The sequence below is a fragment of the Paenibacillus sp. FSL H7-0442 genome, from assembly GCF_038593105.1.
In the GTDB taxonomy this organism is placed as follows: domain Bacteria; phylum Bacillota; class Bacilli; order Paenibacillales; family Paenibacillaceae; genus Paenibacillus; species Paenibacillus polymyxa_D.
Window position 1 is genome coordinate 4780162 of sequence record NZ_CP151963.1, and the last position, 24443, is coordinate 4804604.

Consider the following 24443-nt stretch of genomic DNA (forward strand, 5'->3'; position numbering starts at 1 on the left):
TAAATCATTTTTAATTTTATTAACTGCGACCGTTTTCCTGGTCTTCCTTCTTGCGTGCAATGACAAATGATTTCCCAACGAGAAAAATAAAAATCCCGGCAATAACGCAGCCAATGCCTGTCATTAAATATATATTTCGATCAGTCAAATTTCCTATATCAAGCAAAATAAGGATAATACCTGCAATACAAGCGATCAAAGCGATAACAGATACCGTACGGCTCATCTGCCCGTCAGTTGATCCTGATTTTCTAAAATTTGCAGCCATCCCCTCCACTCCCTTCGGTCCAAAATAATTTTAACGCCCTCGTTCGGTATTTTTGTCAGTATGCACACATCTTGCTTCTTTATTCCCTTTGGTCTCTACATACCTGAAACAACCCTCTGCATATCCTGACTATTATTACCCCGGAAGACCCAGTATTCAAACAAAAGGGAATGAAGACAGATCCGTCTTTGCTATATTTTTTAAAAAAATTGCTCTTCGTTTAACGTCTGGTCTCCAACCAGTTATTACTTACTATATTTCGATACCAATAGTAACTTTCCTTCGGGGTGCGGACCTGTGTGCGAAAATCGACATGAATCATGCCAAATCTCATATTATATCCCTCTGCCCACTCAAAATTGTCCATAAGTGACCATGCCATATATCCTTTGACATGAAGGCCGTCATGAATCGCCCGGTGTACCTGCACCAAATGCTGCTGCATATACGAAATGCGACGGTCATCCTGAACCTTGCCATTCACGACATCATCGTTGATACAAGCCCCATTCTCTGTGATATAAATATCGAGGTTACCGTATTTTTGCAAATAATGCAGTACCTCGTACAGCCCACGCGACTCCACTGGCCAGCCGATATCTGTTACAGGTAGCCCCATATTGATTTCTTCAGATTGAAGAAACCCGGCTTCAGGATTAAAGCGATTAACCGACATACTATAGTAATTAATACCGATCATATCAATAGGCTCGCCAATAATATCCATATCACCATCCTGAATAGGCACGGTAGCTCCCTGCTCCGCGAACCAGTCTACCAAAAACTGAGGATACGAGCCTTGATAAATAGGTTGAAGAAACCAGTCACTGTGCAGGGAAATGGTGCGCGCACAAGCAGCTTTATCTTCCTCAGATGTACTGTAAGGGACAGCCCATGAGACATTGGGAGCGATACCGATCTGGCCACTGGTGCCCAGCTCACGGAAGCGGCGCACAGAAAGACCATGTGCAACTAGCAGATGATGTCCTACATCAATGGCTGTCTGAAGATTTGTCAGACCTGGGGCATGAACACCCAGCATATTGGATAAAAAGGCGATACACCATGGTTCATTGAATGTTAGCCAATGGTGTATTTTACCGTGGAACTCGCGGAACATCGTTTCTGCATACTGGACAAATGCTTGAATCGTGTGACGATTCTCCCATCCTCCAGCATCCTGAAGCGCTTGAGGCAGATCCCAATGGTACAGTGTACAAAACGGTTCAATCCCGTTTTCGTTCAACAAATCGACTACGCGATGATAATAGTCCAATCCTTCTTGATTGACTTCACCGTCACCATTGGGAAATATACGCGGCCAGGACACGGAAAAACGGTATGTACGAATGCCCAGCTCCTTCATTAGGCGGATATCTTCCTCGTAGCGATGATAGCTGTCACAAGCTACATTGCCGTTATCACCGTTGAATACTTTGCCAGGCGTATGGGCAAAGGTATCCCAGATCGACAAGCCTCTCCCATCCTCCTCATAAGCTCCTTCGATTTGATAGGCTGCCGTCGCGGTGCCCCACATAAATTCCTGCGGAAATTGAAAAATGGTCATATTGTCTATTCCTCTCCTTCAATTATAATCGTATGCCCGTTCGTTATTTCCTGTTCTTTGGTAAAAATCCATGACAAAATAAATCCTCCGTGCTCAGGATCAGGCAGAGCCTGACGAGCATCTGCGCTAAATGGATGTGCACTGCGAATCGTGCAGCTTCCTGCTGAGATGGATGTGGCCAGTTCTGCACGGACAAGCCGGGAACCGGACCATTCCATGCCGACCGTCATCCCGCCATGTCCCTTCAATCCACTGACCCGTCCCTCCGGCCATGCCGTTGGCAGGGCAGGCAGTAACGTCAGCTCTCCCGGACGGCTTTGTAGCAGCATTTCTGCGATCCCCGCCGTCGCACCAAAATTACCGTCGATCTGAAAAGGCGGGTGAGCGTCAAATAAATTAGGATAGGTTGATCGCGACAGCAACGTGCGAACATACCGATGTGCGGCGTCGCCATCTTCCAGTCGAGCATACAGGTTAATCAACCAGGCACAGCTCCATCCGGTATGCCCACCACCGTGATCAAGCCGTCGACGCAACGATATGCGGGCCGCCTCAGCCAGTTCCGGGGTATCACGGATGTGAATTTGCCGACCTGGGTACAACCCATATAGATGCGAAACATGTCGATGCCCAGGCTCCGCTTCCTCAAAATCGATAAACCATTCCTGTAACTGGCCGTGACGTCCGATTTGATAGGGCATTAACCGTGCCCGTGTCTCCTCGCAGCGGTTGCGGAACTCATCGTCTAATTCCAGCAGATCCGCAGCTTGAATGCAGTTACTCAACAGCTCCCGAATCAGCGTCATATCCATGGTGGAGCCCATAGATATACTGCATTCCTCGCCGTCTGGCGTTTTGAATTTATTTTCAGGTGATGTAGATGGGGATGTCACAAGCCGACCCTCCGGGCCTTCCACGAGCCAATCCATGCAAAAGGCTGCCGCCCCCTTCATGAGTGGATAAGCTTGTTCTGCCAAATAGGCTGTATCCAGGGTAAACAGATAGCGCTCCCATAGGTGAGCAGTTAGCCATACACCCCCAAGCGGCCAAAACGCCCAACTGGCATGGCCCCCTGAAGGTCCGGCGTATCTCCACACATCTACATTGTGATGAGCTGCCCACCCTTGAGCACCATAATGGATGGAGGCTACCCTCCGTCCCGTACGAGCCACTTCTCCAATCATGTGCAGCAAGGGTTCATGGCACTCGGCAAGATTGCATACTTCTGCGGGCCAATAGTTCATCTGAGTATTAATATTGGTTGTATAATTACTGTTCCACGGCGGCTGCACCCGGTCATTCCAGATGCCCTGCAGATTGGCAGGCTGACTCCCCGGACGCGAGCTGCCCATGAGCAAATAGCGGCCATACTGAAATAACAGCACTTCCAGCCCCAGGTCGGCCTGACCTTTCTGATAAAGTTCCAATCGCTGATCAGTCGGTAAAACGGACTCGTCGGTTAGAGTATCTCCCAGTTCTAATGCAACGCGGTCAAACAGCTTTCGATAATCCTGTTCATGGCGTTGCCGCACCTGCTCACTTCCCAGCGAAATTACTCCGTCTAAAATGACTTGACATGCTTCTACTGATTCCGTTGCATCACTATTCGGCATAGCATGAAATCCCTGAAATCCGGTAGCTGCTGCCAAATACACCGTGATTTTATCCGCGCCCGAGATGATCAGTGCTCCATCAGCACTCTTCGTCAAGGTTCCTCCCTCAGGAATAACCCTCGCCTGAACTGCAAAAGCCATCCCCAAATCATTTTCATAAACGACAGACTGTGGATGATCACCGCGATAATTAGATTCGACATGACTGGGCACTCGGCCAGCCAACGTAATAAAGTCCCTGATCGACTCATCGGATGGATCGTCATTATCGCTATCCCATTTGGATGAATCACCAAAATGTGCATCCTCTCCAACCTCGTCTTCACAAGGATGGGGGGAAGTGATGCGCACCGATGCATGGATCTTCCCAAGCTTATTCGCGGTCAGTGACACCATCATGATTCCATCTGGCGCACTGGCAATAACTTCACGGGTATAGCGGACTCCATCACTTTGAAAAGTGACCGCTGCCGTTCCGGTCAGCAAATCCAGTTCCCGTTCATAATGCACAATTTCCCCTAGGCCCTCCTGCGTAACCCACAAATCTCCCAAAGGCTGATAGGCTTCCGTATCGCGACCTAGCATATTCGTATTAATCAGTTGTTCCGCTTCCTTGTATTTTCCATCTGCAATCAGTTTTCTGACAGGCTGCAAATATCGCAATGCATCATACTGAACGCCATCTCTGGGAAATCCGGACCAGAGCGTATCCACGTTTAATTGCAAATGCTCCTCTCTGATTCCGCCAAATACCATAGCTCCCAGCCTTCCATTACCGACTGGCAATGCTTCCTCCCATACCTTAGCAGGCTGGCGATACCATAAACGCAGGGACTGTGGCCTTTCGCCTTTCGTCACATCAAACCCTCCCCCATCAAGATCAAACAGAGCGCTAATCCCGTATGGACCATAAGGACAAGCGCTCTGTCATTCCGGCATTCAAAATTTCGTTAAAAGCAGTCAGCTATTTAGAAGCCTTACCGCTCCATAACTCCACTCTGTCCTTCACCAGTTGCGTGTATTGCTGTTCCATTTGGACAGCTCCGGCGGCATCCAGTTCTTTAATCATGTTGTCGTATACCGTATCAAAATTGGAAGCTGGTGCTAAAATAGCTTCGGGTATACGTTTGCGGATAATGTCGGTCGTTTTTTTGAATGTAACGTTATAGTTGGATTCATTGTCTGTTGTCAGGTTATAGGCTGCGCCCCAAGGCTTTACATCAAATTCTTTCTTGTCCGGGAACAGATCTTTCCACGTTTTTACGCCATATGCTTTAAGGGATTCTTTCTCCGGCTCCGAATAGGCCGCGATAATTTGCTCCGGGAATTTGGCAGTATAGTAGTTACCTGTAGGGTCCTTCACGCCATCACCGTAGTGTCCGCTGATGAGCGTGTACAAATCTATCCCAGTAGACTTACTGAAGTTGGTTGCATTGTTCGTTTTTTGCTCCAGCACATCCGCAGGAATGATGCGTTTGCCATCTTTGATCTCGTAATGCTTGCCTTCGATCCCCCAGTTCACTAACACCTGTCCTTCATCGGAAGCTAAATAATCCAGGAATTTAATAGCCCGCACTGGGTCCTTGCAATTTTCCGTAATACCTACACCATAACCTGACGCGAAGCCTGTATCCTGAAAGGAACGATCCTTGTATTCCTCCGAAAGTGTAACTGGAAAATGCGCGTAGCTGGAATCGGCCTTGCCTGACGCTTTTAACGCATTTTCAGCATCCTGATAACCCCACTCCTGGTCAATCAGACCGAGGACACGGCCACTGGCAATTTTGGATTTGTATTGATCACTTTTTTGCACAAACGAATCTTTATCGAGCAGTCCTTCATTGTACATGTGGTTCAACCAACGGAAATATTCCTTTTCTTCTGGACGTTTGTAATGAAGCTTCGCTTCAAACGTTTTGGGATCAATAAAATATTCACCATCGTCCGGCGCTCCAGTCGTCTGGAAGGCAGGATTCGTTACGGTAATCATAATTCTCCAGTCGTCTGCATCCAGCGTGAGTGGGATCGTTTTTTTGCCATTGATCGTTGGGTGCTTGGCTACATAGGTTTTGAGTACGTTTTCATAATCTTGTAGCGTTCTTACCTTTGGATAACCTAACTCTTTAAGCACCTTATGCTGAATTTCAAATCCCCCTGTTGCGTCAAAACTTTCCTGTCCCACACCTGCATACGTAGGAAGGACATAGATGGATTGATCCTTATTACTGTATTTCAAACGATCCATATAGGGTCCATATAGCTTTTTGAGATTAGGTGCGTGATCGTTGATCAGATCTGTCAGATCAATCATGGCCCCCGCATCCACAAGCTTATTAATATTCGCTTTAGGAGAAACCAAGTCCGGGTATTCTCCACTTGCTGCCATCAAAGCAATTCGGTCATCTCCACCTCCACCGCTGACATCAAATTCCGCATTCAAGGTTACACCTGTTTTCTTGGTGATTTCCTTGCCTATTTCATCCTTCATTCCGTTCCATTGTGGGCTTGTATCTGCTCCGAAGAAGCTAAACGTAATCGGGTCTGTACCGCTGGATGTGCTCTCCTTCGCTGCTTTATCGCTTCCCCCACAACCTGCGAGTGCGGTAAGTGACACCGCGAGCAAGGGAATCAGTGCAAATCTGGACCAGTGTTTTTTCATGTATAAATCCTCCTATATTCTTATGATGACTTCTCCTGCAAATAACTACTATTTACTGCCAGAATCCTGGCTTTTATGATTTCACTGCCCCCAGCGTCATACCGCCTACAAAATACTTTTGCAAGAACGGATACACCATCAGGATGGGGAGCGTAACCGTAATCGTGATTGCCATTTTGATCGACTCTGGTGAAATTTGAGCCATTTGTTTAGCCATGTCATTGCTATTCGTCATACTGGAGCCGCCTTGCTGCGTACTTTGCAGTATTTTCATCAGCTCATACTGTAACGTAGTCCATTGCGACGCCCCACCGTTGTATAAATACGTATCAAACCAAGCATTCCACTGACCTACTGCCAGAAAAAGAGCAATCGTTGCCAATACTGGTTTGCACAGCGGCAAAATAATTCTCCAGTAAATCGTAAAATCATTCGCTCCATCGAGTTTGGCAGACTCCTGCAACGCATACGGCAAACCATCCATAAAGGAACGAATGACAAACACGTTAAATGCACTGATTAAGCCTGGAAAAATGTACACCCAAAACGAGCCCAGAAGATGCAAATCCCGCATTAAAATAAACACGGGCACCATCCCGCCGGAAAAATACATCGTCAACGCCAAAAACGTAGAAATAAACTTACGAGCACGAAACTCGACCCGACTCAATGTAAAAGCAAGCATAGATGCGCAGATCAATCCGAGTACCGTCCCGACCAAAGTACGAAGAATAGATATTTGCAGTCCCTGAAGAAGGCCATCGTACTGGAAAATCGTTTTGTAATTTTCGAGCGTAAATTGGCGGGGCCATATATAAATACCACCACGAACCGTGTCCGTTGAATTGTTCAGGGAAATCGCAAGTACGTTCAGAAACGGGTACAGCGTCAACACCACGATCAGAGCCATGAGGATATAGTTGAACAGGTCAAACAGCTTCTCAGACCGGGTAGCATTAAATGCCTTATTCGTCATTTCGCTTCTCCCTCCCTACATGATGCTTTCTTTGGTCAGTTTTTTGAATATACCGTTCGCCGTAAACAACAGCAGAATGCTAACCAGCGAGTTGAAAATACCAATTGCCGTCCCGTAAGAGAAGCGCCCCAAATTAATCCCGTAATTGAGCGCGTACAGATCCAGCACCTCGGAATAATCCGTCACAAGACTATTGCCAAGCAAGAACTGCTTTTCAAAACCATTGCTCACCAGATGTCCAATCGCCATAATGAACAGAATGGCAATCGTCGAGCGGATACCCGGCAGTGTAATATGCCACATCTGTCTCCAACGACTCGCTCCATCCACGCGCGATGCTTCATACTGTTCTTGATCAATTCCGGTGATTGCAGCTAAATAAATAATCGTATTCCAACCTGTCTCTTTCCATATGTCGGAAGCGGTTACAATGTACCAGAACCAGCTCCCCTTTGCCATGAACTGAATCGGTTCATCCACAATATGAAGCGCTACCAATACATCGTTGACAATGCCTCCGTCAATGGACAGCATCTTGGTGACCAAGCCGGCCACAACTACCCAGGATACAAAATGCGGGAGGTAGGATATTGTCTGCACAAACCGTTTGAACAGCATACCACGCAGCTCATTTAACAGAATTGCAAAGAAGATCGGTACGACAAAACCAAATACAATCCCCATCAGGCTCATCGCTAGCGTATTGCGTAATACCAGATAAAATCGTTCATCCTGAAATAGCTCAATAAAGTTATCCAGCCCTACCCATTTCTGGTCCGTAAAAGATTTGGCTGGCTTATAATTTTGAAACGCCATCGTCCAGCCCCAAAGCGGAAGATAGCTGAAAACAAACACCCATATGACGAAAGGAATGGACATAAAATAAAGATACTTTTGCTGCTTCACACTGTCCCACAAGCCTTTTTTACCACGGTCAGGCTTCGGGCCGCGAGCCTTGCGTGGTCTTCCCCTATTGGATTCAGGAATCAAAGCACTATTGTTGGAAGCGGTTTCAGTTGAAGATCCCATAACAAGCTCCTCCTCATCTCTAGATACTATTATCATACTTTGCTGGCTTGGAAGCGGATACCCGACGAATTAGGAGAAAAATCAGTTCAAAATTAGATATATGGGATGAAAAAAATTACATTCGTGCCACTACGCATGCGGATGGTGCTTCCCATCGCTGTTGTCCCCGGATTTCTTGAATAAGCACACAAAGGTAGAAAGCCGGGGACAGTTTATGCTTGCGATGCGAGCTTTCCTGCAGAAAGCTTTAAGGCGACCGCTTCGCTTGTCCAGCACATTCCGCCTGTTCCGTTCTAATGTAAATTCCCTGAAAGAAGTCTTGTAAAAAACAAAAGATCAGCAATGTAAGCTGATCAGAGGTAAAGGGTAAAGGATAAAGCATAATGCAAAAAGGATAATGCATACTGCACCACAGGTGGTGGATGGTATATACACACTGTCGCAATTAACCTAATGATTGATTGAAGGAAAAAAAGCTTTCTGGCATCAATGTGCCAGAAAGCTTTTTTGATTTATTTTACTGTGATGGTCCCGTAGTACATGTACATACCGCAATTGTACTCATATACGCCTGGTTTCAAGTCCTGGACGGTAAAATAATTATTTTCGTGATCCAGGTAAACGTCCATTCCGATCTTCAACGACTGCACTTCATCAATGCAAGTGAAGGATGTCATTTTCTTGAAATTGATTTTGGTTGGAACGCCGGCTTTCACTTCAATATTTTTAGGATAGAAACCGTCCCCTTTTACACCCACTGTAACAATCTCATATTTAGTTTTGTCTGGCTCTTCCTGAGCTTGTTTAGGTTGAATGGCCGGAAACGACGACACGCTCCCCTGAAAATAAAACAAGACAAACCCGCCCATGCTCAGGGCTACAAAACCAATCAGCATCAAATGCCAATGCTTAGAGATTAGTGTTTTCATTCATATCAGCCTCTCCAGTTGAATGTCTGCATGTGACGCATCAACTCTAACCAGTATATAAAAGTTAATCAAAATTTTAAATACCTCATTTCACAGGCTCGGATGATCCAGCTCATACAGATTACGGTAACGAGACTGCTCCTGCCACAGCTGCTCATGACTGCCGCGCATGGAAATGGTGCCCTGCTCCATAAAGATCACCTCGTCCATATGCTCCATTCCTGTGAGATGATGCGTGATCCAGATCAATGTTTTGCCCTTCAGCACACGAAACATCGTCTGCATGAGCTCATGCTCTGTCAGCGGGTCAAGCCCCACTGTCGGCTCATCCAGCAAAACAATCGGGTGATTTTGCAGCAAAATCCGCGCCAGTGCAATTCGCTGTTTTTCTCCACCGGAAAAACGAAGGCCCGTCTCATGCATTCGGGTATCGTAGCCCTCCGGCAAAGAATCAATTAGAGTTCCAAGCCCTACCTGCTTCGTCACTGCACGCACCTCATCCAGCGTAGCATCGGGTCGTCCCAGCCGAATATTGTTCGCTACCGTTGTATCGAATAAATACGGCTGCTGGTTCAGCACCGCAAATAGATTGGAGTATGCTCCACCTGTGTATACGGGAATCCCTGCGACAGTGACGCTCCCTTCATCAGGCTGCAATGCTCCCTGAATCAGATTCAGTAGCGTGGACTTGCCCGCACCACTGCGACCAAGCAATGCAACCTTGCCCCCCTGCGGTACGTGCAAGGAGATACCACGCACGCTCCATTCCTGCGTTGCCGCATAGCGGTAGCTTACGTTGTTCAGCAGCAGGTCTCCTCCGTGGCCCAATCCCAGAGCGGCAGCCTGCTCATCTATAGTGTCAGCTGTGCCGCCTGCTGCTGGGTGTCCTGCATCCACAGTAACCGGAAGCGATGATGACACAGGTGTAGGTGTGTCTTTCTCCGAATCCTTCAACCGTCGAAGGGAATCCTGATACTCCGGTGCATGCACCACTGCTTCTCCAGCGCGAACGAAGGCATCCAGCAACGGAAAAGCCACAAGGGCAAAGGATGCCAGGCATGTGGCTTCTATACGATTCTGTGCTACTAGGCCTCCGGCCCACACAGTCATAATCACAATCCCACCGCCTACAACGCATTGTGCCATCCAATGAGAACGCCACTCGCCCCGGCGAAGTGAATTTTCCATCACGGCAGCCCTATTGTGCCGTTGTGTAAAGGTACTCAGGAAATGCCCAGTCCGTCCGCTCAGCACCAGATCACTCATGCCGAACAGAGCATCCGTCAGGTCCTGATAGGCTTTACTCCGTTCCTGCTTGAACATTCGCCGTTTGGCGAGTGAGGTCCATAGTGAGATAGCTGGGGCAATAAAAAGCAAAAATCCTCCATATAGCGCCATAAGCAAGGCAAAGGTTCCGTCCATCCGTCCGAGCGCCGAGATGCCTGCTGCATAAATCAGCAAAGCCGATAGCGCAGGCAGAACTAGCTTCAGATAGATGTTTTGAAGCTGCTCAATATCCTCTGCCAGCAACCCCAATAAATCCCCTGTACGGAATTTGCTGCGGATCATCAGCGCCTGCGGTTCTACTGCCCGATATAAGCGTACCCGCATACGGGACACCAGACGCAGTGCGGCATCATGTCCTACCAAGCGTTCCAGGTACTGAATAACCGCTTTACTAAAACCAAATGTTCGCACAAGCACAATTGGAACGTACACCATTAATATATTTTCCGGTTTTAAGGCCGAACGGGTAATCAGATGACCGGACGTAAAAAGCAACGCGCCCGCACATCCAATGGCCAGCGCGCCCAAAAGAGCAGCTAGCAGAAAGGCCCAAAAATATTGTCTCAGATACGTCACAAACCAGCCTTGTCTGCTATTATCCGTTACTCTCATATCGTCCGTTCCCTCCTTCCGACATCCCCGTCAGCAATCGGTAATATGCCCCCTTACGGGCAATCAATTGCTGATGGGAACCTACTTCTTCCAGACGACCTTGATTCATCATCCAGACACAGTCCATATCTGGCATCCAATGTAGCCGGTGGGTGGCAAGAAACACTCTTTTGTGTTTCAAAACCGATAAAATCGTCTGTTTTAGCTCCCACTCTGTCTCAATATCCAGATGCGCCGTAGGCTCATCCAATAAAATGACCGGACGGTTACTGAGCAACGCCCGCGCCAATGCAATCCGCTGCGCCTGTCCTCCGCTCAACGTCCTACCCGCTTCACCAATGGACTCATTCATTCCACCCGGAAGACCGTCTACCAGTTCACGCAGTCCAACCGCGTCAACCGCCCACTCCACCTGCTGGTTGGATGCCTCCGGTTCATAAAAACGAATATTATCTGCCAGAGAAGCGCTAAACAGGTATGAATGCTGTGGAATATACGCAATATGCCGTTGCCATTCAGCTTTTGCATCCCCAGCCAATCTGCATCCATTCAGGAGCAGTTCGCCCGAAGTGGGATCAGCAAAACCGCCAAGCAGGCTAAGCAGCGTCGTTTTACCTGCACCGCTAGCTCCAACGATGCCGATCATGTTCATGTGCGGTTCAACATTGGCAGACACATGTTCAAGCCGAGCCGAACCGTCTTCATTAAGGAGGCACACATCGGACAGCTCAAGAATGTCCTGTCCCGTGATGTCCAATCCTTTATCGTTAGCTGCCTGTTTATTCGGCTCGGTCGCGTCATCTTCTTTACTGAGAATGGAGCGGATTGCTCCCCAAGCCTCCTTACCATCCAGTGAAGCATGATAGTCTGATCCCAACTGGCGTATGGGCATAAAATATTCTGGGGCCAGAATAAGCACCGCAAGCGCTGCCTCCAAACCCACCGAGCCACTAATCAGGCGCAAACCCAAGCCTACCGCAACAAAAGCGACCGATAGCATACTAAAAAAATCGAGGGCAAATGAGGAAAGAAACGCTACCCGCAGCGTGCGCATTGTTGCCGTGCGGTATTGGTCGCTGACCTTCCCAACCGTTTCCCCATGCTCTTGGCTACGACCCAAAAACCTTAGTGTCTGAAGTCCACGCAGCGAATCCGTGAAATGATGAGATAACAGACGATAGGAACGCCACTGCTTGTCTGCCTGCTTCCGCGCTGCCAAGCCGAGCAAAATAAAGAAGCCTACCAGGATCGGCATCGTAGTCGTCAAAATCACACCTGAAATGACATCCAATGTGAAAACATACACAAGTACAAGTATAGTGACAGCCATCATGTCAATCATTCGAGGAATGGACAGTTCCAAATACGTGCGAAAACGATCCATGCCGTCCAGCGCCAGCGTCACCAACTTGCCGCTACCTTCCTGCGCTGCAAAACCCGGCCCCCGTTCGAACAAACGTGCAAGCAGACGCTCCCGTAAGGAAGCGCCTGAAGCTTCAGCAAAACGGCCTGCTGTCCGGCGTTGCAGCCAGATCGCCGTATGCCTCGTTGCAAAAGCAGCGAAAAACAACGCCAGCGACGGCCAAGCCATCACCAGCGGATTTTGTTCAAACAAAATCGTAACAGCCTTTGCCAAGAAGACTGCTTGTGCAATCACCGCGGCCCCCTGGAGCAGGGAAAGGGCAGCCAGTAGCAGCATCACTGGCCGAATGCCCTTTAATTCAAACCATGCCTTATCCATTAGTATTCCAAATGATCCTTCTCACTGAGACGCTTATGGAAAACAAAATAGCTCCACGCCTGATAAGCCAGCACAAAGGGTAAAAGCGTTGCTGCAACAATCGTCATGGCTTTCAGGGTGTAATGACTGGAGCTTGCATTATAAATCGTCAAATCAAAAGCACTGTTAATCGAGCTCACCATAAATCTTGGGAACAAACCGACGAATAACGAAACGAAGGTCAGCAAAATCACTGCACCTGTCATCCCGAAGGCCCATCCTTCACGGCGCTGCTTCAGGAAGTACCACGTCAGCACATAGGCGACAATTCCGACTGCTACCGCAGCATACATAAAGGGACCGCGACGCGCAAATAAATCCGTTGCAAAATAAGTCCATACCACCATGCCCGCAAGTAAAATGCCCAATACCGGAAGAAATTTGGATGCCATCACGCGAGCACGATCCCGTACTTCTCCAATCGTCCGCAGAGAAATAAACGTCAGTCCGTGCATTAGGCACATTCCGACCACTGTCAGTCCAATCCATACGGTATATCCATTGAATACATCGGAAAATCCAGCTTTCAAATCCATGTTTTGCTGAATAGGTACACCTTTCACCAAAGCCGCAAAAGCCATACCGAACAGCATCGGCGGTAGAAAGCTGCCAATCAGAATGCAGGCATCCCACGTTCCTGTCCACCATTTTCCTTCAGCCTTTCCGCGGAACTCAAAAGAAACTCCACGCAAGATCAAACCTAGCAAAATAAACACAAATACGAGATAATATCCGCTGAACATAGTCGCATAAAAATGCGGAAAAGCGGCAAACATTGCACCTGCTGCTGTAATCAGCCACACTTCGTTGGCATCCCAGAATGGACCAATCGTATTGATCATCAAACGTTTTTGTTGGTCGTTACGCGGCACCAATCCTGTGGCCATTCCTACGCCAAAATCAAAGCCCTCCAGAAAAAAGAAGCCGGTAAACAGCACAGCGATCAATAAGAACCATAAATCATTTAGCGACAATGGTGTCACCCCCTTGAGCAAAAGGATCATGAATTACCGTTTGCTGATGTGGCTCAATATCTGGACCTTTACGAGCCGTACGGTAAAACAGAAACGCCAGCACACCTGTTAAAATTAAATACAATGTAGTAAATGAGATGAACGAGAATAGCACTTCTCCTGCCACAACGGTAGGCGAAACAGAATCTTTCGTTTGAAGCAAACCAAATACCGTCCACGGTTGGCGACCTATTTCAGTCATGATCCAACCTGAAGTATTCCCAATGAATGGAAGGGATATCCCCCATATCATCAGACGGAAGAACCAGCGATGTGAACCTTCCAGCTTTTTACGGAACGTCAGGTAAGCCCCGTATAAGGCGAGTGCAATCATGCCACATCCAGCCGCAATCATAATGCGGAAGCTCCAAAACGTGGTACGTACTGGCGGGATATAATCGCCCGGACCATACGTTTTTTCATATTGGGCTTGCAGCTCATTCATACCAGGCACAGAGCCGGTAAATTTACTATAGGATAGAAAACTCAAAGCAAAAGGAACTTTAATCTCAAAGGTATTTCCCTTGTTTCCAGGATCAATCCATGCGATAACGGTCCAAGGAGCGGGGTCACCACTGTTCTCCCATAATCCCTCACTGGCAGCCATCTTCATCGGTTGTGTTTTCACCAAATATTGAGCCTGTCCATGACCAAACAAAGGAATAGCAATGGCACTGATTAAGGCAACAATAATACTCAATTTAAAAGAAGGTTTAAAAAAGTCCATATTCTTTTTGTGCATCAGCTTCCATGCACTGATACCCGCGATCAGAAATGCTCCTGTCGCAAAAGCAGCAAACAATGTATGTGGGAATTCCCATAACAGTTGTTCATTCGTTAGCAGAGCAGCAAAATCTTTCATTTCTGCACGTCCATTTTGAATCTCATATCCTACTGGACGCTGCATGAATGAATTAGCAGCTAGAATCCACAATGCCGATAACATCGTACCGATAGATACCAACCACATACAGATTAAATGGACCGTTTTGGACAATCTTTCCCAACCGAATACCCATAATCCGATAAAGGTCGATTCCAGGAAAAATGCAAGCAGCGCTTCAATCGCCAGCGGCGTACCAAATACATCACCCACAAAACGGGAAAAGTCCGACCAGTTCATCCCGAACTGAAATTCTTGCAAAATCCCGGTGACTACGCCCAGTGCAAAGTTAATCAGCAGAAACGTTCCCCAGAATTGAGCCATTTTCTTGTACAAGTCATTTTTCTTAATAACATACATAGTCTCCATAATTGCCACCAATAACGACAATCCAATGGAGATCGGCACATAAACAAAGTGAAGAATCGTTGTGGTTGCAAACTGCAACCGTGCCAAATCCAATACGTCCATGATGTTGCTCCTCCCCCTGTACTTCTCTTAACATTGATTTATAGTGTCTGTAATCTGAAGTCTTCTACATTTGTGACAGTATTCACATTCTTACATATGCAGCGGTCACCTTTTAGAAAATGACTCACTCAACTACCTTCACCATGGTGTCATGATCCGGCTTCAGATTATCCCCATTATATAGAATAAATTTAAATGAAATAGAATCGAAAATGTGAACATCGTGTCAAAGCTGTGTCATAACGATGGCGATTTGATGAAAACAGCCTAAATCCCATAATAAATGTGACATTTCCTATTGATCTATCTTTTTTCATCATGCAAAAAAAGCCTCTCTTCGTTCGGAGGTTGTACCTCCGACATCTGCAAGAGAGACTTCATAGCGTTATACCTAGGATTCTATCAACAGCCATCTGTTCCTCCGTTCTTTTGAACCCGATTTCGATAGGAGGAAGGTGACATTCCAGCATACTTTTTAAATTTACTATGAAAATAATCTGCGTTCGCATACCCTACGCGTTCCGCCACCTGGTGTACCTTAATTCCTTGTGCAAGCAACTCCCTTGCTCGCTCAATCCTCACCTTATCCAGGTAGGCATTAAAGGCCTCGCCAGTATGACTTTTGAACAATTTGCCCAAATAGCCACTATTGTAATTAAACATATCTGCCAGTAACTCCAATCGCAAATTTTCATCATAATGACTATGAATAAAGTCAATCATTTGTTTCATGATGATGTCCTTGCCACCGGGATCAGTCTGTCCAATCCATTGCAACACATGCTCCAGCGAGTGATCCACCAGCTCGCCCAATGTGGAATAAGCATATACATCGGTTATAAAGCTGGAGTGCTCCTCCAGCACGGTTCGGCTGTGATCCTGTCCGGCTGCATACTTGTTCAACGCCAGTGTGAATGTTTGGGCGAACGCCGCCTTGATTGCGGATTCTGTACGATAAATCCGTGGAAATTGGCCTTCCATTTCCTTAATGACACGGGTTGCAGCTTCACTATTAGCCATATCTAGCGCATAGTACAGCTTTTCTGCATAACGTAGGGGATCATCTGTGGCACTATCAGACGTTCCACTCATTTCAGTCTCGACTGTCTCCAATTTGTGTAGGTCTCCGGAAAGCATGACTCTTTCTGCCCGGAACAAAAACGTACGCTCTAACAATCGTAGTGCCTGCTCAAAAGATCTGGGAATGTCGCTAAGACTGGCTACAGGATCACCGGCAGCCACATAAATTTCCGTAGCCCACGCCTTTAGCTCCTGTCGCCAAGCAGCTAGTAACTGAACAGCATCTCTCTCCGTTTTTAACGTGGCGGGAAGCAAAAGACCCATATATATTCCAGCCTCAAACACGATACCTCTGCCTTGCTCATGGCACATTTCTGTTAGTCGCTGCTTTGCTGCCGACTGCCGGGCTTGCCGATCCCAGTCAGGTATACGTAAATCCAGCAGAATAACCTGATAGCTACTCCAGTCCAAGTCTGGTAACGCTGGCTGTTGTCCATATTTTCCGTTACCGCTTTGATGTTCAGCCTGCTTGGATGCTCTGTGCAGAGAATCGCTGCTTTCTACAGCATTACGAGTATACTCTCGATGAACCGGAAACAATAGAGCTTCGATCCAATTACGCTCATGAGAAGGCGGACTTCCCCATTTGCCGACTTCTTTCTCATCCTCAATGTTTTGCCGTACCCGCTTCAACTCTGTCGTCATTTCTTCCTCATCAACTGGCTTCAGTAGATAGCCATCTACTCCGAAGCCCATGGCTTGCCGTGCATAATCAAAGTCTGCATATCCGCTTAATATGAGAAAATGATACGGCTCCCCGTTCTTTTCACGTATACTACGTATAACCTCCAGTCCACTCATCCCGGGCATACGAATATCTACAATGACTAGCTCCGGCCGATGCTCTCCGAACTTATCCAGAGCCTCGCGTCCATTCCCTGCCGTATCGACAATACGGAAGCCACAATCCCCCCAGTCAATAATGGAGGACAATCCTTCACGAATCGCTGGCTCGTCATCTACAATCATCGCTTTATACATTCGACTCTTCCTCCCTTGGTATGGAAAAGTATACGGTTGTTCCTACTTGTAATGCGCTTTCAATATGCAATCCATAACGTTCACCATACATCAATGTCAGACGTTGATGTACATTACGCAGGCCAATACTGCTCCCTTCTGGCTCATCCGTCCCCCTGATCCGAGCTAGCAGACGGGTCAGTTGCCCAGCTTCCATGCCGATCCCGTCATCTTCTACTTTAATTTTCAACTTTCTTTGTTCTATTGCAATATTTACCTTCACGGTAACCGGCTCTTCCTTATTTTCCAGTCCATGAATGACCGCATTTTCCACCAGCGGTTGTATGATTAAGGGAGGAATCGACATGTCCGTCGCATCTTCTTCCAAATTCACTTCATAGATCAAGCGATTTCCAAATCTGAACTGCTGAATTTGCAAATAGGATCGCACCATATCCAGCTCCTGTAGTACCGTCGTTTTACCACTGCCAATCTCCAGATTCCGGCGCATCAGCCTGCCAAGCAAACGCACCGTCGTTGCAATTTCCGCTTCCCCATTCAGATGTGCTTTCATTCGAATAGATTCTAATGCATTAAACAGAAAGTGTGGATTAATTTGGCTGGCCATCATTTTTAACTTGATATCCTTTTGTGCCAATTCCAGCCTGTTGTTGTGCTCACTCGTCTCATAGACCTGCGCCATGAGTTGGCGAATACTACTCACCATATAGTTGAAACGGCGGGATAAATCCCCGATCTCGTCCCTTCCCTCCACACTCGATACCACATGAAAATCGCCCGCGGCTACCTTACCCAGCTCATAGCTCAACCGCTGAAGGCGTTTGGTAATCAGCCAGGAAATGATGGTGATCAGAATCAGTGCCATAATCAGCACTGCAAGGACACATAAAGCACCAATCAGACTGATTCGATTGGCTCCCTGTACAATATGCTCCGTTGAAAACACTGAAATAATCGTAAATCCGCTCACACTGGAGGCGGGCAGCAGCTCATCCACAATGATGTTGGAGGGTATTCCGTTGATTTTCGCTTCATATATCCCCTTACCCGCACGCTGGACATCAAAGCCCAAATGTAAATCGCCCAACGTCTGCCCCACCGACTGCGGGCGAGTAGCTGCGACCACAATCCCGTTACGATCCGTAATCAATGTTTCAAAAGGCTCCTTGCTCAGCATATGATTCAACTCGGTCTGACTCAGCGATATCATCAGAATTCCCTTGGTATTGTATTCAGGAAATGGAATTTGCCGTATCAGGCTCAGGCGATTAACCGGATTATCTTCCTTATCCTGAATGTAAAACCAGTTAATCGCCGTCCCCTTCAATGCCGTCTGGAACCACTGTTGCCGCTCAATGTTAGAGTCCACTGGAATAAACTCCAGATTATTGACAAGCGTCGGATTGTACGAATAGAACCGAATGGTAGCAACCTCTCTATATTGCTGAGTGTACTCATTAAAATCCTTGTATTGATGATACGCATTCATCAGCTCTACCATACCCGGATACCGTCGGTTTGCCATTTCCCTCAGCCTTTTATCGAACATCAACCCATTTGAAATATCCGTTGGCACACGTAGTAAATTTGCCGTCTGGCTTTTGATCTTTTCCACATTGTTTACCGTCTGGGCAATTGCACTATTCAATGCCTGCTCTCGCAAATAAAAAGTTACGCAGCCGCCAACCACCAGCACCGGAATCATGACAATTAGTACGTAGGAGAACAGCAGCTTATTCCGCATACGCATATTACTCATCAGAAGCCATACTCCACGATTCATGCCATCCCTCCCACAAGATAAGCGCTTACATTTTTTGCGTGTTTTCACATCCTCCATCTCGACCTATATGTATGTATCCAGTTTAATGCTTCGTAACCTCTATATCTATGTTTTTTGCAAAATTTAAAAAATGTGGCGAACAGAGTCACCACACTTTACGATTCCTAAACTATTTACGTACAAAAGGTTCGATATGCACTCCCTGCGGTAGCTTGTGCGGATCTTCCGGGTTGATACGGTCATAGAACATAATACCATCCAAATGGTCCATTTCATGCTGTACAACAATCGCTGCATAACCTTTGAACGTCAATAGCTCCTGTGTTCCGTCTGGTAAAGTGGCCTTAATACGAATTTTTTCGTAACGCGGTACATATCCGGCTACGTACCGATCTACCGACAAGCACCCCTCACCCTGCTCCAAATAAATCATGGACGTGGAGTGGCTGACTAACTTCGGATTAAACAACGCATACTCTACCGTTTTGTCTCCATCTTCATAATAAATAGCGCACATTCTTTTGTTCAAACCTACCTGGTTTGCAGATAACCCCACACCCGGGCGCAGTTCATAGCGGGTAGCCAGCTCTTCATTTTGGCTATTTTTCAGATAATCCAGCATCCATTGCATCTGTTGAAGATCCTCTTCAGATAGTGGCAAGCATACCGGATCAACCTTCGTACGCAAAATAGACTCCCCTTCACGCACGATATCCTTCGTGAGAAGCATGTCCATCGATTGATTACTCATTCGTCAGCCTCGATTCATTAAAATAAATATATTTTCATGTGATGTACTGCCATGTAATATGTGATGCGGTGCAAAAACTGTGGGATTTCCCGGTTTTCTGCAAGTTTTATCCCATAAATTATATCTATTCATGAAATGAATTGTCAAAATAAAGCGACGTTTTTTGGGGGGGAAATTGGCGCAATAAAGACCTCTACGGGGGCGTCCTACTCTTTTAGATTAAGTCATTAAATATACACTGCCTTTATTATTTATCACATTAAATGATTTTGTCTCTATATAAAAGCCTCCTAAATCATTTCAATGATCAGGAGGCTTTTGAAAATAATTTTTCTTACTATTAAGATGGCTGCTCCAACGCACTTGGAGCTTCACTAAACAGCTTCGCCTTTGGATTCGGGTGTGTCCAGGTATTATAATATTGCGAGTTCTTGCCGTAGGAATTGTCAATGACAACGTGCGGCATATCAAGCAGGCAGGCCAGAATGTGACCGTGTAGCCGTGAAGTGCGAACCTCGCGATAAGAACTGAACAGCGTAACCGCCTTGTTCATGAGATGGTCGGTGTACTTGTACCAGAATGTACGGGTAGGCAACGGGCCGCCGATTTTCTTATTCAGTCGGTAAAACTTTTGGAAATAGACGATCCCCTTCACTTCCAGCGGAGTGAATAAAGTATCCCAGTCCAGACGGTGTGAGGCATCAGCCTCGTCATCGAATTTTTTTTGGCCCCCCACCGTTTCAATATCCGTACGCAGGAAGTACAGTACGTCCTTCACGGTTTCCGTAGTCGGCTTCAATGGCCAGAGCTGGTGAGCCATATCAGGACATAGTGTGATACTGCACTGGTTCAGCTTGTCCTTAGCCCACTGATAAGAGCGAGTATCCCGCACAAACATATGTAGATCCGGGTGAGCATTAAACAGGGCAGCGACCTCATTAGCCTTCTGTTCAGATTGAAAGTGGATCGTTTGCGGCATAATCACAATTCGGTGGTTAGGGAAATCGCGAACGATGCGTTCCCGCAAATTTTGGTGATTTGAATAGAGATCGCCGAAGTTGCCGCCGCCGTGGCACACGATAATCCAGTCACCCGGAATTTGAAGCTGATCGGGAATATCCATGGCGCTATAACGAGCACGGACACGGATGCCATTATCCTTGAAGAACGCCTCGGTGCCTTTCATGATGAGTACATCCCCACCGTTATTATAGACGGGATAGTCGACATAAATGATATTCGAACCTTGGGGGACTACGTCGAGAATGACGCTCAGCTTATTTTTCAGTTTAGCCATGGGATGCAAATTCGGCATCTTTCAGTTCTCCCTTCCTGCGCTTCTTTTGTATAGTTTGAATGACAAATGTAATATCACTTTTATCAAAAATGATCCGTGATAGCGGAACATTGAAAAACATGGGGAACGAGAACAGTGAGAACGCCAACCGAACACAAGCGCCTACAAGCAAAGCAATCGCAATGCCATCCAGACCGAAGATCGGTGTACAAATAAAAAACAGACCGACGGTGATCGCATAGGCTACAATTTGCCGGAACAATACCAGTCCCGGACGCCCCAGCGCGTTAAAGGCCGAAGCCAGAATCCATGAGCCGCCACCAATGATACATTCCAGTGACAGCAGGTAGAACGTTAGCGATGCTTCCAGAAAAGCGGGGCCGTACAGCAAACCCAGCATGTATCGTCCAATGAAGAGAGCAGGCACAATGACGATTAGCATCGCAGCCATAGAGATGCGAAAAGCACGTCCTACCGTTTCGACAATCTTGCTGTGCTCCATTCCCGTAACCTTTGGAAAGGTAACGTTAGTGACGGCATTTTGCACTACATTGAACACACGAGACAAGGCGTAGACGACAGAGTACAGGCCGAACGCTTTGGGTGATAGCAGTGCCACAATAACGATTTTGTCCGTTTGTGTGGACAGCGTCCCCATCAACTCCATCCCGTAAACCCTCGCTCCATAGCTATAATAAGGACGAAGCACTTGGCGGCTGGTAAATGGGCGGAAAGTACGCAAATTCATATACTTGCGCAAACGGAGGAACGCCCACACTAGTGCAAGGAAACTCGCGGCAAAATTCACTGCTCCAGCCAGTTGCACATTGAGCAAGCCCATCAGCCACAGTGTCACCAGACCGATGAAATTCAGTAGTGGGTAGTAAAACAACAGGCCGTTATATACGCTAAATCGATCCAGCCCTTGCGACAATGCTGTCGTCAGCGCTGTAAGCACTGCCAGCGGTATGGCTGCCGCACAATAAAGCTGGGACAGTTGGATGATGTCCGCACCATAACCATTCAGCCACAGCGGCATGCATATCCAGGCCACAGCTCCCGCCAACAAGCTGGCAGGCAACTGAATCCAGAGCGACAACGCCAGCAATTCTTCCGTCGTGCCTGTTTTCTTCTTGATGTTATAAATTAACGACGTTGGTAACCCGAAGCTCAACACACTGCCGATCAGCGTAGGCCAGAACAGAACTGCCGCCAGTTCTCCTTTCCCCTCTACTCCGAGCATACGTGCGGTCAGGATGGAAGTCAGGGTCGTAACGATTAGCACAAAAAAATTGTTAAAGCTCGTGCGCATGATCGTTTTGGCGAGACTGTCACCCGTGAATACTTTCCTTGCTGCTGTCCATGTGCTCATGTTACGTCCAACTCCTGTTCCTTATTAAGCCTCTCGTCTCTATGCTCGCATCGCGTCTTTTGACGCACCTCCATCAGCCTACCGTTTTTTTGGAATTGCGTTCAGGCAACTGCCCCCCGCCAACAAGCTCCTTTGGACTTGAAAAGATCGCTTTCAACGCTCTTCTATAGCCTTGAATGGCAGTATGATTTTTCTTGGGCTTTTCTCTCAAAATCTGATACAACGTCGTCCAGTATAGCGCTGCATAACCAATCGGCCCAGATCCCTCATCACGCAGTAAATGAATATGATTCATCACCCGCATATAAGTAACCTGCTCCATATTGTCGCGTGAGGACGGCGATTCGTGATGAAGCAGCGTAAGCGCCGGGTTAATGTACAATGGGCCGCTTTTCATTGCGATGCGCGAAAGTAACAGATCCTCGCCTACGCTATAGCTTTGCAACCAAGGTACCGGCTCTAGACTGCGAATCGCCTCACGGCGAAATGACATATTACAGCCATGAAAAAACTGGGTTCTAAACGTCTTCTTGGCCTTATGCCAGTTATACATCGAGCCGGACTGACCGCTGAGGGACAACCTCCCTTTGGACAAAGACTGCTGGAATGACAGCAAGCATCGAATCGTTCCCATGAAGCTGTTACTCATTCCCTGTGCAATACCGCCGACACCAGCAGCCTGCGGGTAAACCTCATAGGTACGCATCAACTCATTTAAATAGTTGCTCGGCAACTCAACATCATCGTCAAGGAACAAAATAATGTCACCCTGCGCAAGTTCAGCTGTCTTTACACGAGATAACCATAATCCCGGCTGCTCCTTACGATGATATCGGTAGGTAATTCCCGCTCCGCCCAACTGACGCTCATAGCGTTCCAGCACATGCTTCGGCAGTTCTCCGTCGTCAATAATCCATAGCTCGGTTTCACATGCCTCCGGTGCTCCCCCAATGGCAATTGAATTGATGCATCGGGTCAGATCGTCAACCCGATTTCGGGTGCACAGAGCAATGGACAAGCTTAACATCATACTCCCCCTTTATCCTGTCAATGTGTAAAAAAACAGATTACTGAACCGCCGGGCCTAAATATTCGTTATATTTTTGCTTGCGCGGGTTCAGAATGAACAACACCCCCTGCTTGTATCCATCTGCGGCATTAAAATTGCGACGCAGCGTTTCTTTGAGCATCAAGTAGGATAAGGTCCATAAAAGGGCTCCATACTGAATCACTCCAGCCTTTTTCAAAGCAAGAAAATAATAGTGGTTAATCGCTGTAGCCTTGGCTACTTTGCCCGCCTTATCGCGCGAGCTTGGAGATTCATGATGAATAATGGTTAAGTCAGGATTGATAACCAATTTGCCGTAACGGCTCGCTAACTGGCACATGTACAAATCATCAGCCACGGCATAACTGGTCATCCACGGATACGGCTTCATGTCCCGAAGCGCATCCCTCCGAAATGACATATTGCAGCCATGGAAAAATTCTGTATCGAAAACCTCTGTTGCTTCGCCCCATCGCAGCAAAGAACCTGCCAGACTACTAGGCGAGAGCTTGCCGAGGGATGAAGACATCTGAAATGTCAAAACGCCCAGCAGCTTTCCTGCCCGGCTCGAATGTAATCCCTTTGCAATCCCTCCAACACCCACAATCGTTTTATCCTGATCATAGGTATCGAGCAAGCGCCGGATATAGAGTTTATCGTCCAGTTCTGCATCGTCGTCAAAATACAGCACAATATCATACCGCACAAGGGACAAGGCCTCATAGCGAGATAACCAAACGCCGGGACGACTTTTTTTATAATATTTCAAAACGCTTTGAGGCAATCCGGATACCATGTGACGGTACTGCTCGATCTGTTGGTCGGAAATATCGCCGTCATCAACAATCAGCAGTTCTACAGCCGTATGCTCCAATTGCTGCTGTACTGCAATAGATTGTATACAGCGTGTCAGGTCTTCGATCCGGTTGCGGGTACAAATGATGATGGAGACATCGGACATGCCATTACCTCCTGTGTGTGTATCCAGATGCTTTGGAAGAGATATTCAAAGTTTTTCCAATTGCTGGATTATATATGTTTATT

General features: G+C 47.1%; 18 protein-coding genes. All 18 read right to left on the reverse strand.

What is annotated here, in order from left to right; translation table 11 throughout:
- Nucleotides 1-19: 19 nt before the first annotated feature.
- The gene (locus MHH57_RS21245; RefSeq protein ID WP_341071241.1) at nt 20-268 is read right to left on the reverse strand and encodes a hypothetical protein; all 249 of its coding nucleotides are present in this window, start codon (nt 266-268) and stop codon (nt 20-22) included.
- Between the two features lie 220 nt (nt 269-488).
- The gene (locus MHH57_RS21250) at nt 489-1835 is read right to left on the reverse strand and encodes a GH1 family beta-glucosidase (RefSeq protein WP_069011659.1); all 1347 of its coding nucleotides are present in this window, start codon (nt 1833-1835) and stop codon (nt 489-491) included.
- A 5-nt stretch (nt 1836-1840) separates the two neighbouring features.
- Nucleotides 1841-4306, reverse strand: coding sequence for a glycoside hydrolase N-terminal domain-containing protein (locus MHH57_RS21255; RefSeq protein ID WP_342434482.1), 2466 nt, complete (start codon nt 4304-4306; stop codon nt 1841-1843).
- Nucleotides 4307-4412: 106 nt separating this feature from the next.
- Nucleotides 4413-6107: an ABC transporter substrate-binding protein gene (locus MHH57_RS21260; protein WP_342434483.1), complete on the reverse strand. Its 1695-nt coding sequence runs from the start codon at nt 6105-6107 to the stop codon at nt 4413-4415.
- 73 nt (nt 6108-6180) lie between these two features.
- Nucleotides 6181-7083, reverse strand: coding sequence for a carbohydrate ABC transporter permease (locus MHH57_RS21265; RefSeq protein ID WP_029519239.1), 903 nt, complete (start codon nt 7081-7083; stop codon nt 6181-6183).
- Nucleotides 7084-7098: 15 nt separating this feature from the next.
- Nucleotides 7099-8112: a sugar ABC transporter permease gene (locus MHH57_RS21270; protein ID WP_029519240.1), complete on the reverse strand. Its 1014-nt coding sequence runs from the start codon at nt 8110-8112 to the stop codon at nt 7099-7101.
- A gap of 512 nt (nt 8113-8624) precedes the next feature.
- Entirely contained in the window at nt 8625-9041 is a 417-nt protein-coding gene (locus MHH57_RS21275; protein WP_209949899.1) for a cupredoxin domain-containing protein, read from the reverse strand.
- Nucleotides 9042-9131: 90 nt separating this feature from the next.
- Complete coding sequence (gene cydC, locus MHH57_RS21280) at nt 9132-10940, reverse strand: thiol reductant ABC exporter subunit CydC (protein WP_069011657.1); 1809 nt, start codon at nt 10938-10940, stop codon at nt 9132-9134.
- Nucleotides 10924-12681, reverse strand: coding sequence for a thiol reductant ABC exporter subunit CydD (cydD, locus tag MHH57_RS21285; RefSeq protein WP_069011656.1), 1758 nt, complete (start codon nt 12679-12681; stop codon nt 10924-10926). The genes cydC and cydD overlap by 17 nt, the downstream gene beginning before the upstream one ends.
- Nucleotides 12681-13694 carry a cytochrome d ubiquinol oxidase subunit II gene (gene cydB / locus MHH57_RS21290; protein ID WP_080710733.1) on the reverse strand — a complete coding sequence of 338 codons (1014 nt, stop codon included), beginning with the start codon at nt 13692-13694 and terminating at the stop codon, nt 12681-12683. The genes cydD and cydB overlap by 1 nt, the downstream gene beginning before the upstream one ends.
- On the reverse strand, nt 13681-15087 hold the full coding sequence (locus MHH57_RS21295) for a cytochrome ubiquinol oxidase subunit I (RefSeq protein WP_069011655.1): 1407 nt from the start codon (nt 15085-15087) through the stop codon (nt 13681-13683). The genes cydB and MHH57_RS21295 overlap by 14 nt, the downstream gene beginning before the upstream one ends.
- Before the next feature lie 402 nt (nt 15088-15489).
- Nucleotides 15490-17148, reverse strand: coding sequence for a response regulator transcription factor (locus tag MHH57_RS21300; RefSeq protein ID WP_069011654.1), 1659 nt, complete (start codon nt 17146-17148; stop codon nt 15490-15492).
- A complete protein-coding gene (locus MHH57_RS21305) occupies nt 17141-18931 on the reverse strand; it encodes a histidine kinase (protein WP_165149466.1) in 1791 nt (596 codons plus the stop codon). The genes MHH57_RS21300 and MHH57_RS21305 overlap by 8 nt, the downstream gene beginning before the upstream one ends.
- A 169-nt stretch (nt 18932-19100) precedes the next feature.
- Nucleotides 19101-19682, reverse strand: coding sequence for a peptide deformylase (gene def / locus MHH57_RS21310; RefSeq protein ID WP_023990342.1), 582 nt, complete (start codon nt 19680-19682; stop codon nt 19101-19103).
- A gap of 340 nt (nt 19683-20022) precedes the next feature.
- Nucleotides 20023-20997, reverse strand: a complete 975-nt coding sequence (locus MHH57_RS21315; protein ID WP_069011653.1) for a polysaccharide pyruvyl transferase family protein — start codon at nt 20995-20997, stop codon at nt 20023-20025.
- Nucleotides 20972-22351 (reverse strand): oligosaccharide flippase family protein, encoded by a 1380-nt coding sequence (locus tag MHH57_RS21320; RefSeq protein WP_029519252.1) that lies wholly within the window; start codon nt 22349-22351, stop codon nt 20972-20974. The genes MHH57_RS21315 and MHH57_RS21320 overlap by 26 nt, the downstream gene beginning before the upstream one ends.
- Before the next feature lie 73 nt (nt 22352-22424).
- Nucleotides 22425-23378 (reverse strand): glycosyltransferase family 2 protein, encoded by a 954-nt coding sequence (locus MHH57_RS21325; RefSeq protein ID WP_069011652.1) that lies wholly within the window; start codon nt 23376-23378, stop codon nt 22425-22427.
- Between the two features lie 40 nt (nt 23379-23418).
- On the reverse strand, nt 23419-24360 hold the full coding sequence (locus MHH57_RS21330; RefSeq protein ID WP_029519255.1) for a glycosyltransferase family 2 protein: 942 nt from the start codon (nt 24358-24360) through the stop codon (nt 23419-23421).
- Nucleotides 24361-24443: the final 83 nt, after the last annotated feature.

Coding starts and splice junctions, on each gene's coding strand:
- MHH57_RS21245 (WP_341071241.1), bottom strand. CDS start 268: ATGGCTGCAAATTTTAGAAAATCAGGATCAACTGACGGGCAGATGAGC.
- MHH57_RS21250 (WP_069011659.1), bottom strand. CDS start 1,835: ATGACCATTTTTCAATTTCCGCAGGAATTTATGTGGGGCACCGCGACG.
- MHH57_RS21260 (WP_342434483.1), bottom strand. CDS start 6,107: ATGAAAAAACACTGGTCCAGATTTGCACTGATTCCCTTGCTCGCGGTG.
- MHH57_RS21265 (WP_029519239.1), bottom strand. CDS start 7,083: ATGACGAATAAGGCATTTAATGCTACCCGGTCTGAGAAGCTGTTTGAC.
- MHH57_RS21270 (WP_029519240.1), bottom strand. CDS start 8,112: ATGGGATCTTCAACTGAAACCGCTTCCAACAATAGTGCTTTGATTCCT.
- MHH57_RS21275 (WP_209949899.1), bottom strand. CDS start 9,041: ATGAAAACACTAATCTCTAAGCATTGGCATTTGATGCTGATTGGTTTT.
- cydC (WP_069011657.1), bottom strand. CDS start 10,940: ATGAGAGTAACGGATAATAGCAGACAAGGCTGGTTTGTGACGTATCTG.
- cydD (WP_069011656.1), bottom strand. CDS start 12,681: ATGGATAAGGCATGGTTTGAATTAAAGGGCATTCGGCCAGTGATGCTG.
- MHH57_RS21295 (WP_069011655.1), bottom strand. CDS start 15,087: ATGGACGTATTGGATTTGGCACGGTTGCAGTTTGCAACCACAACGATT.
- MHH57_RS21300 (WP_069011654.1), bottom strand. CDS start 17,148: ATGTATAAAGCGATGATTGTAGATGACGAGCCAGCGATTCGTGAAGGA.
- MHH57_RS21305 (WP_165149466.1), bottom strand. CDS start 18,931: ATGAATCGTGGAGTATGGCTTCTGATGAGTAATATGCGTATGCGGAAT.
- def (WP_023990342.1), bottom strand. CDS start 19,682: ATGAGTAATCAATCGATGGACATGCTTCTCACGAAGGATATCGTGCGT.
- MHH57_RS21315 (WP_069011653.1), bottom strand. CDS start 20,997: ATGCCGAATTTGCATCCCATGGCTAAACTGAAAAATAAGCTGAGCGTC.
- MHH57_RS21320 (WP_029519252.1), bottom strand. CDS start 22,351: ATGAGCACATGGACAGCAGCAAGGAAAGTATTCACGGGTGACAGTCTC.
- MHH57_RS21325 (WP_069011652.1), bottom strand. CDS start 23,378: ATGTTAAGCTTGTCCATTGCTCTGTGCACCCGAAATCGGGTTGACGAT.
- MHH57_RS21330 (WP_029519255.1), bottom strand. CDS start 24,360: ATGTCCGATGTCTCCATCATCATTTGTACCCGCAACCGGATCGAAGAC.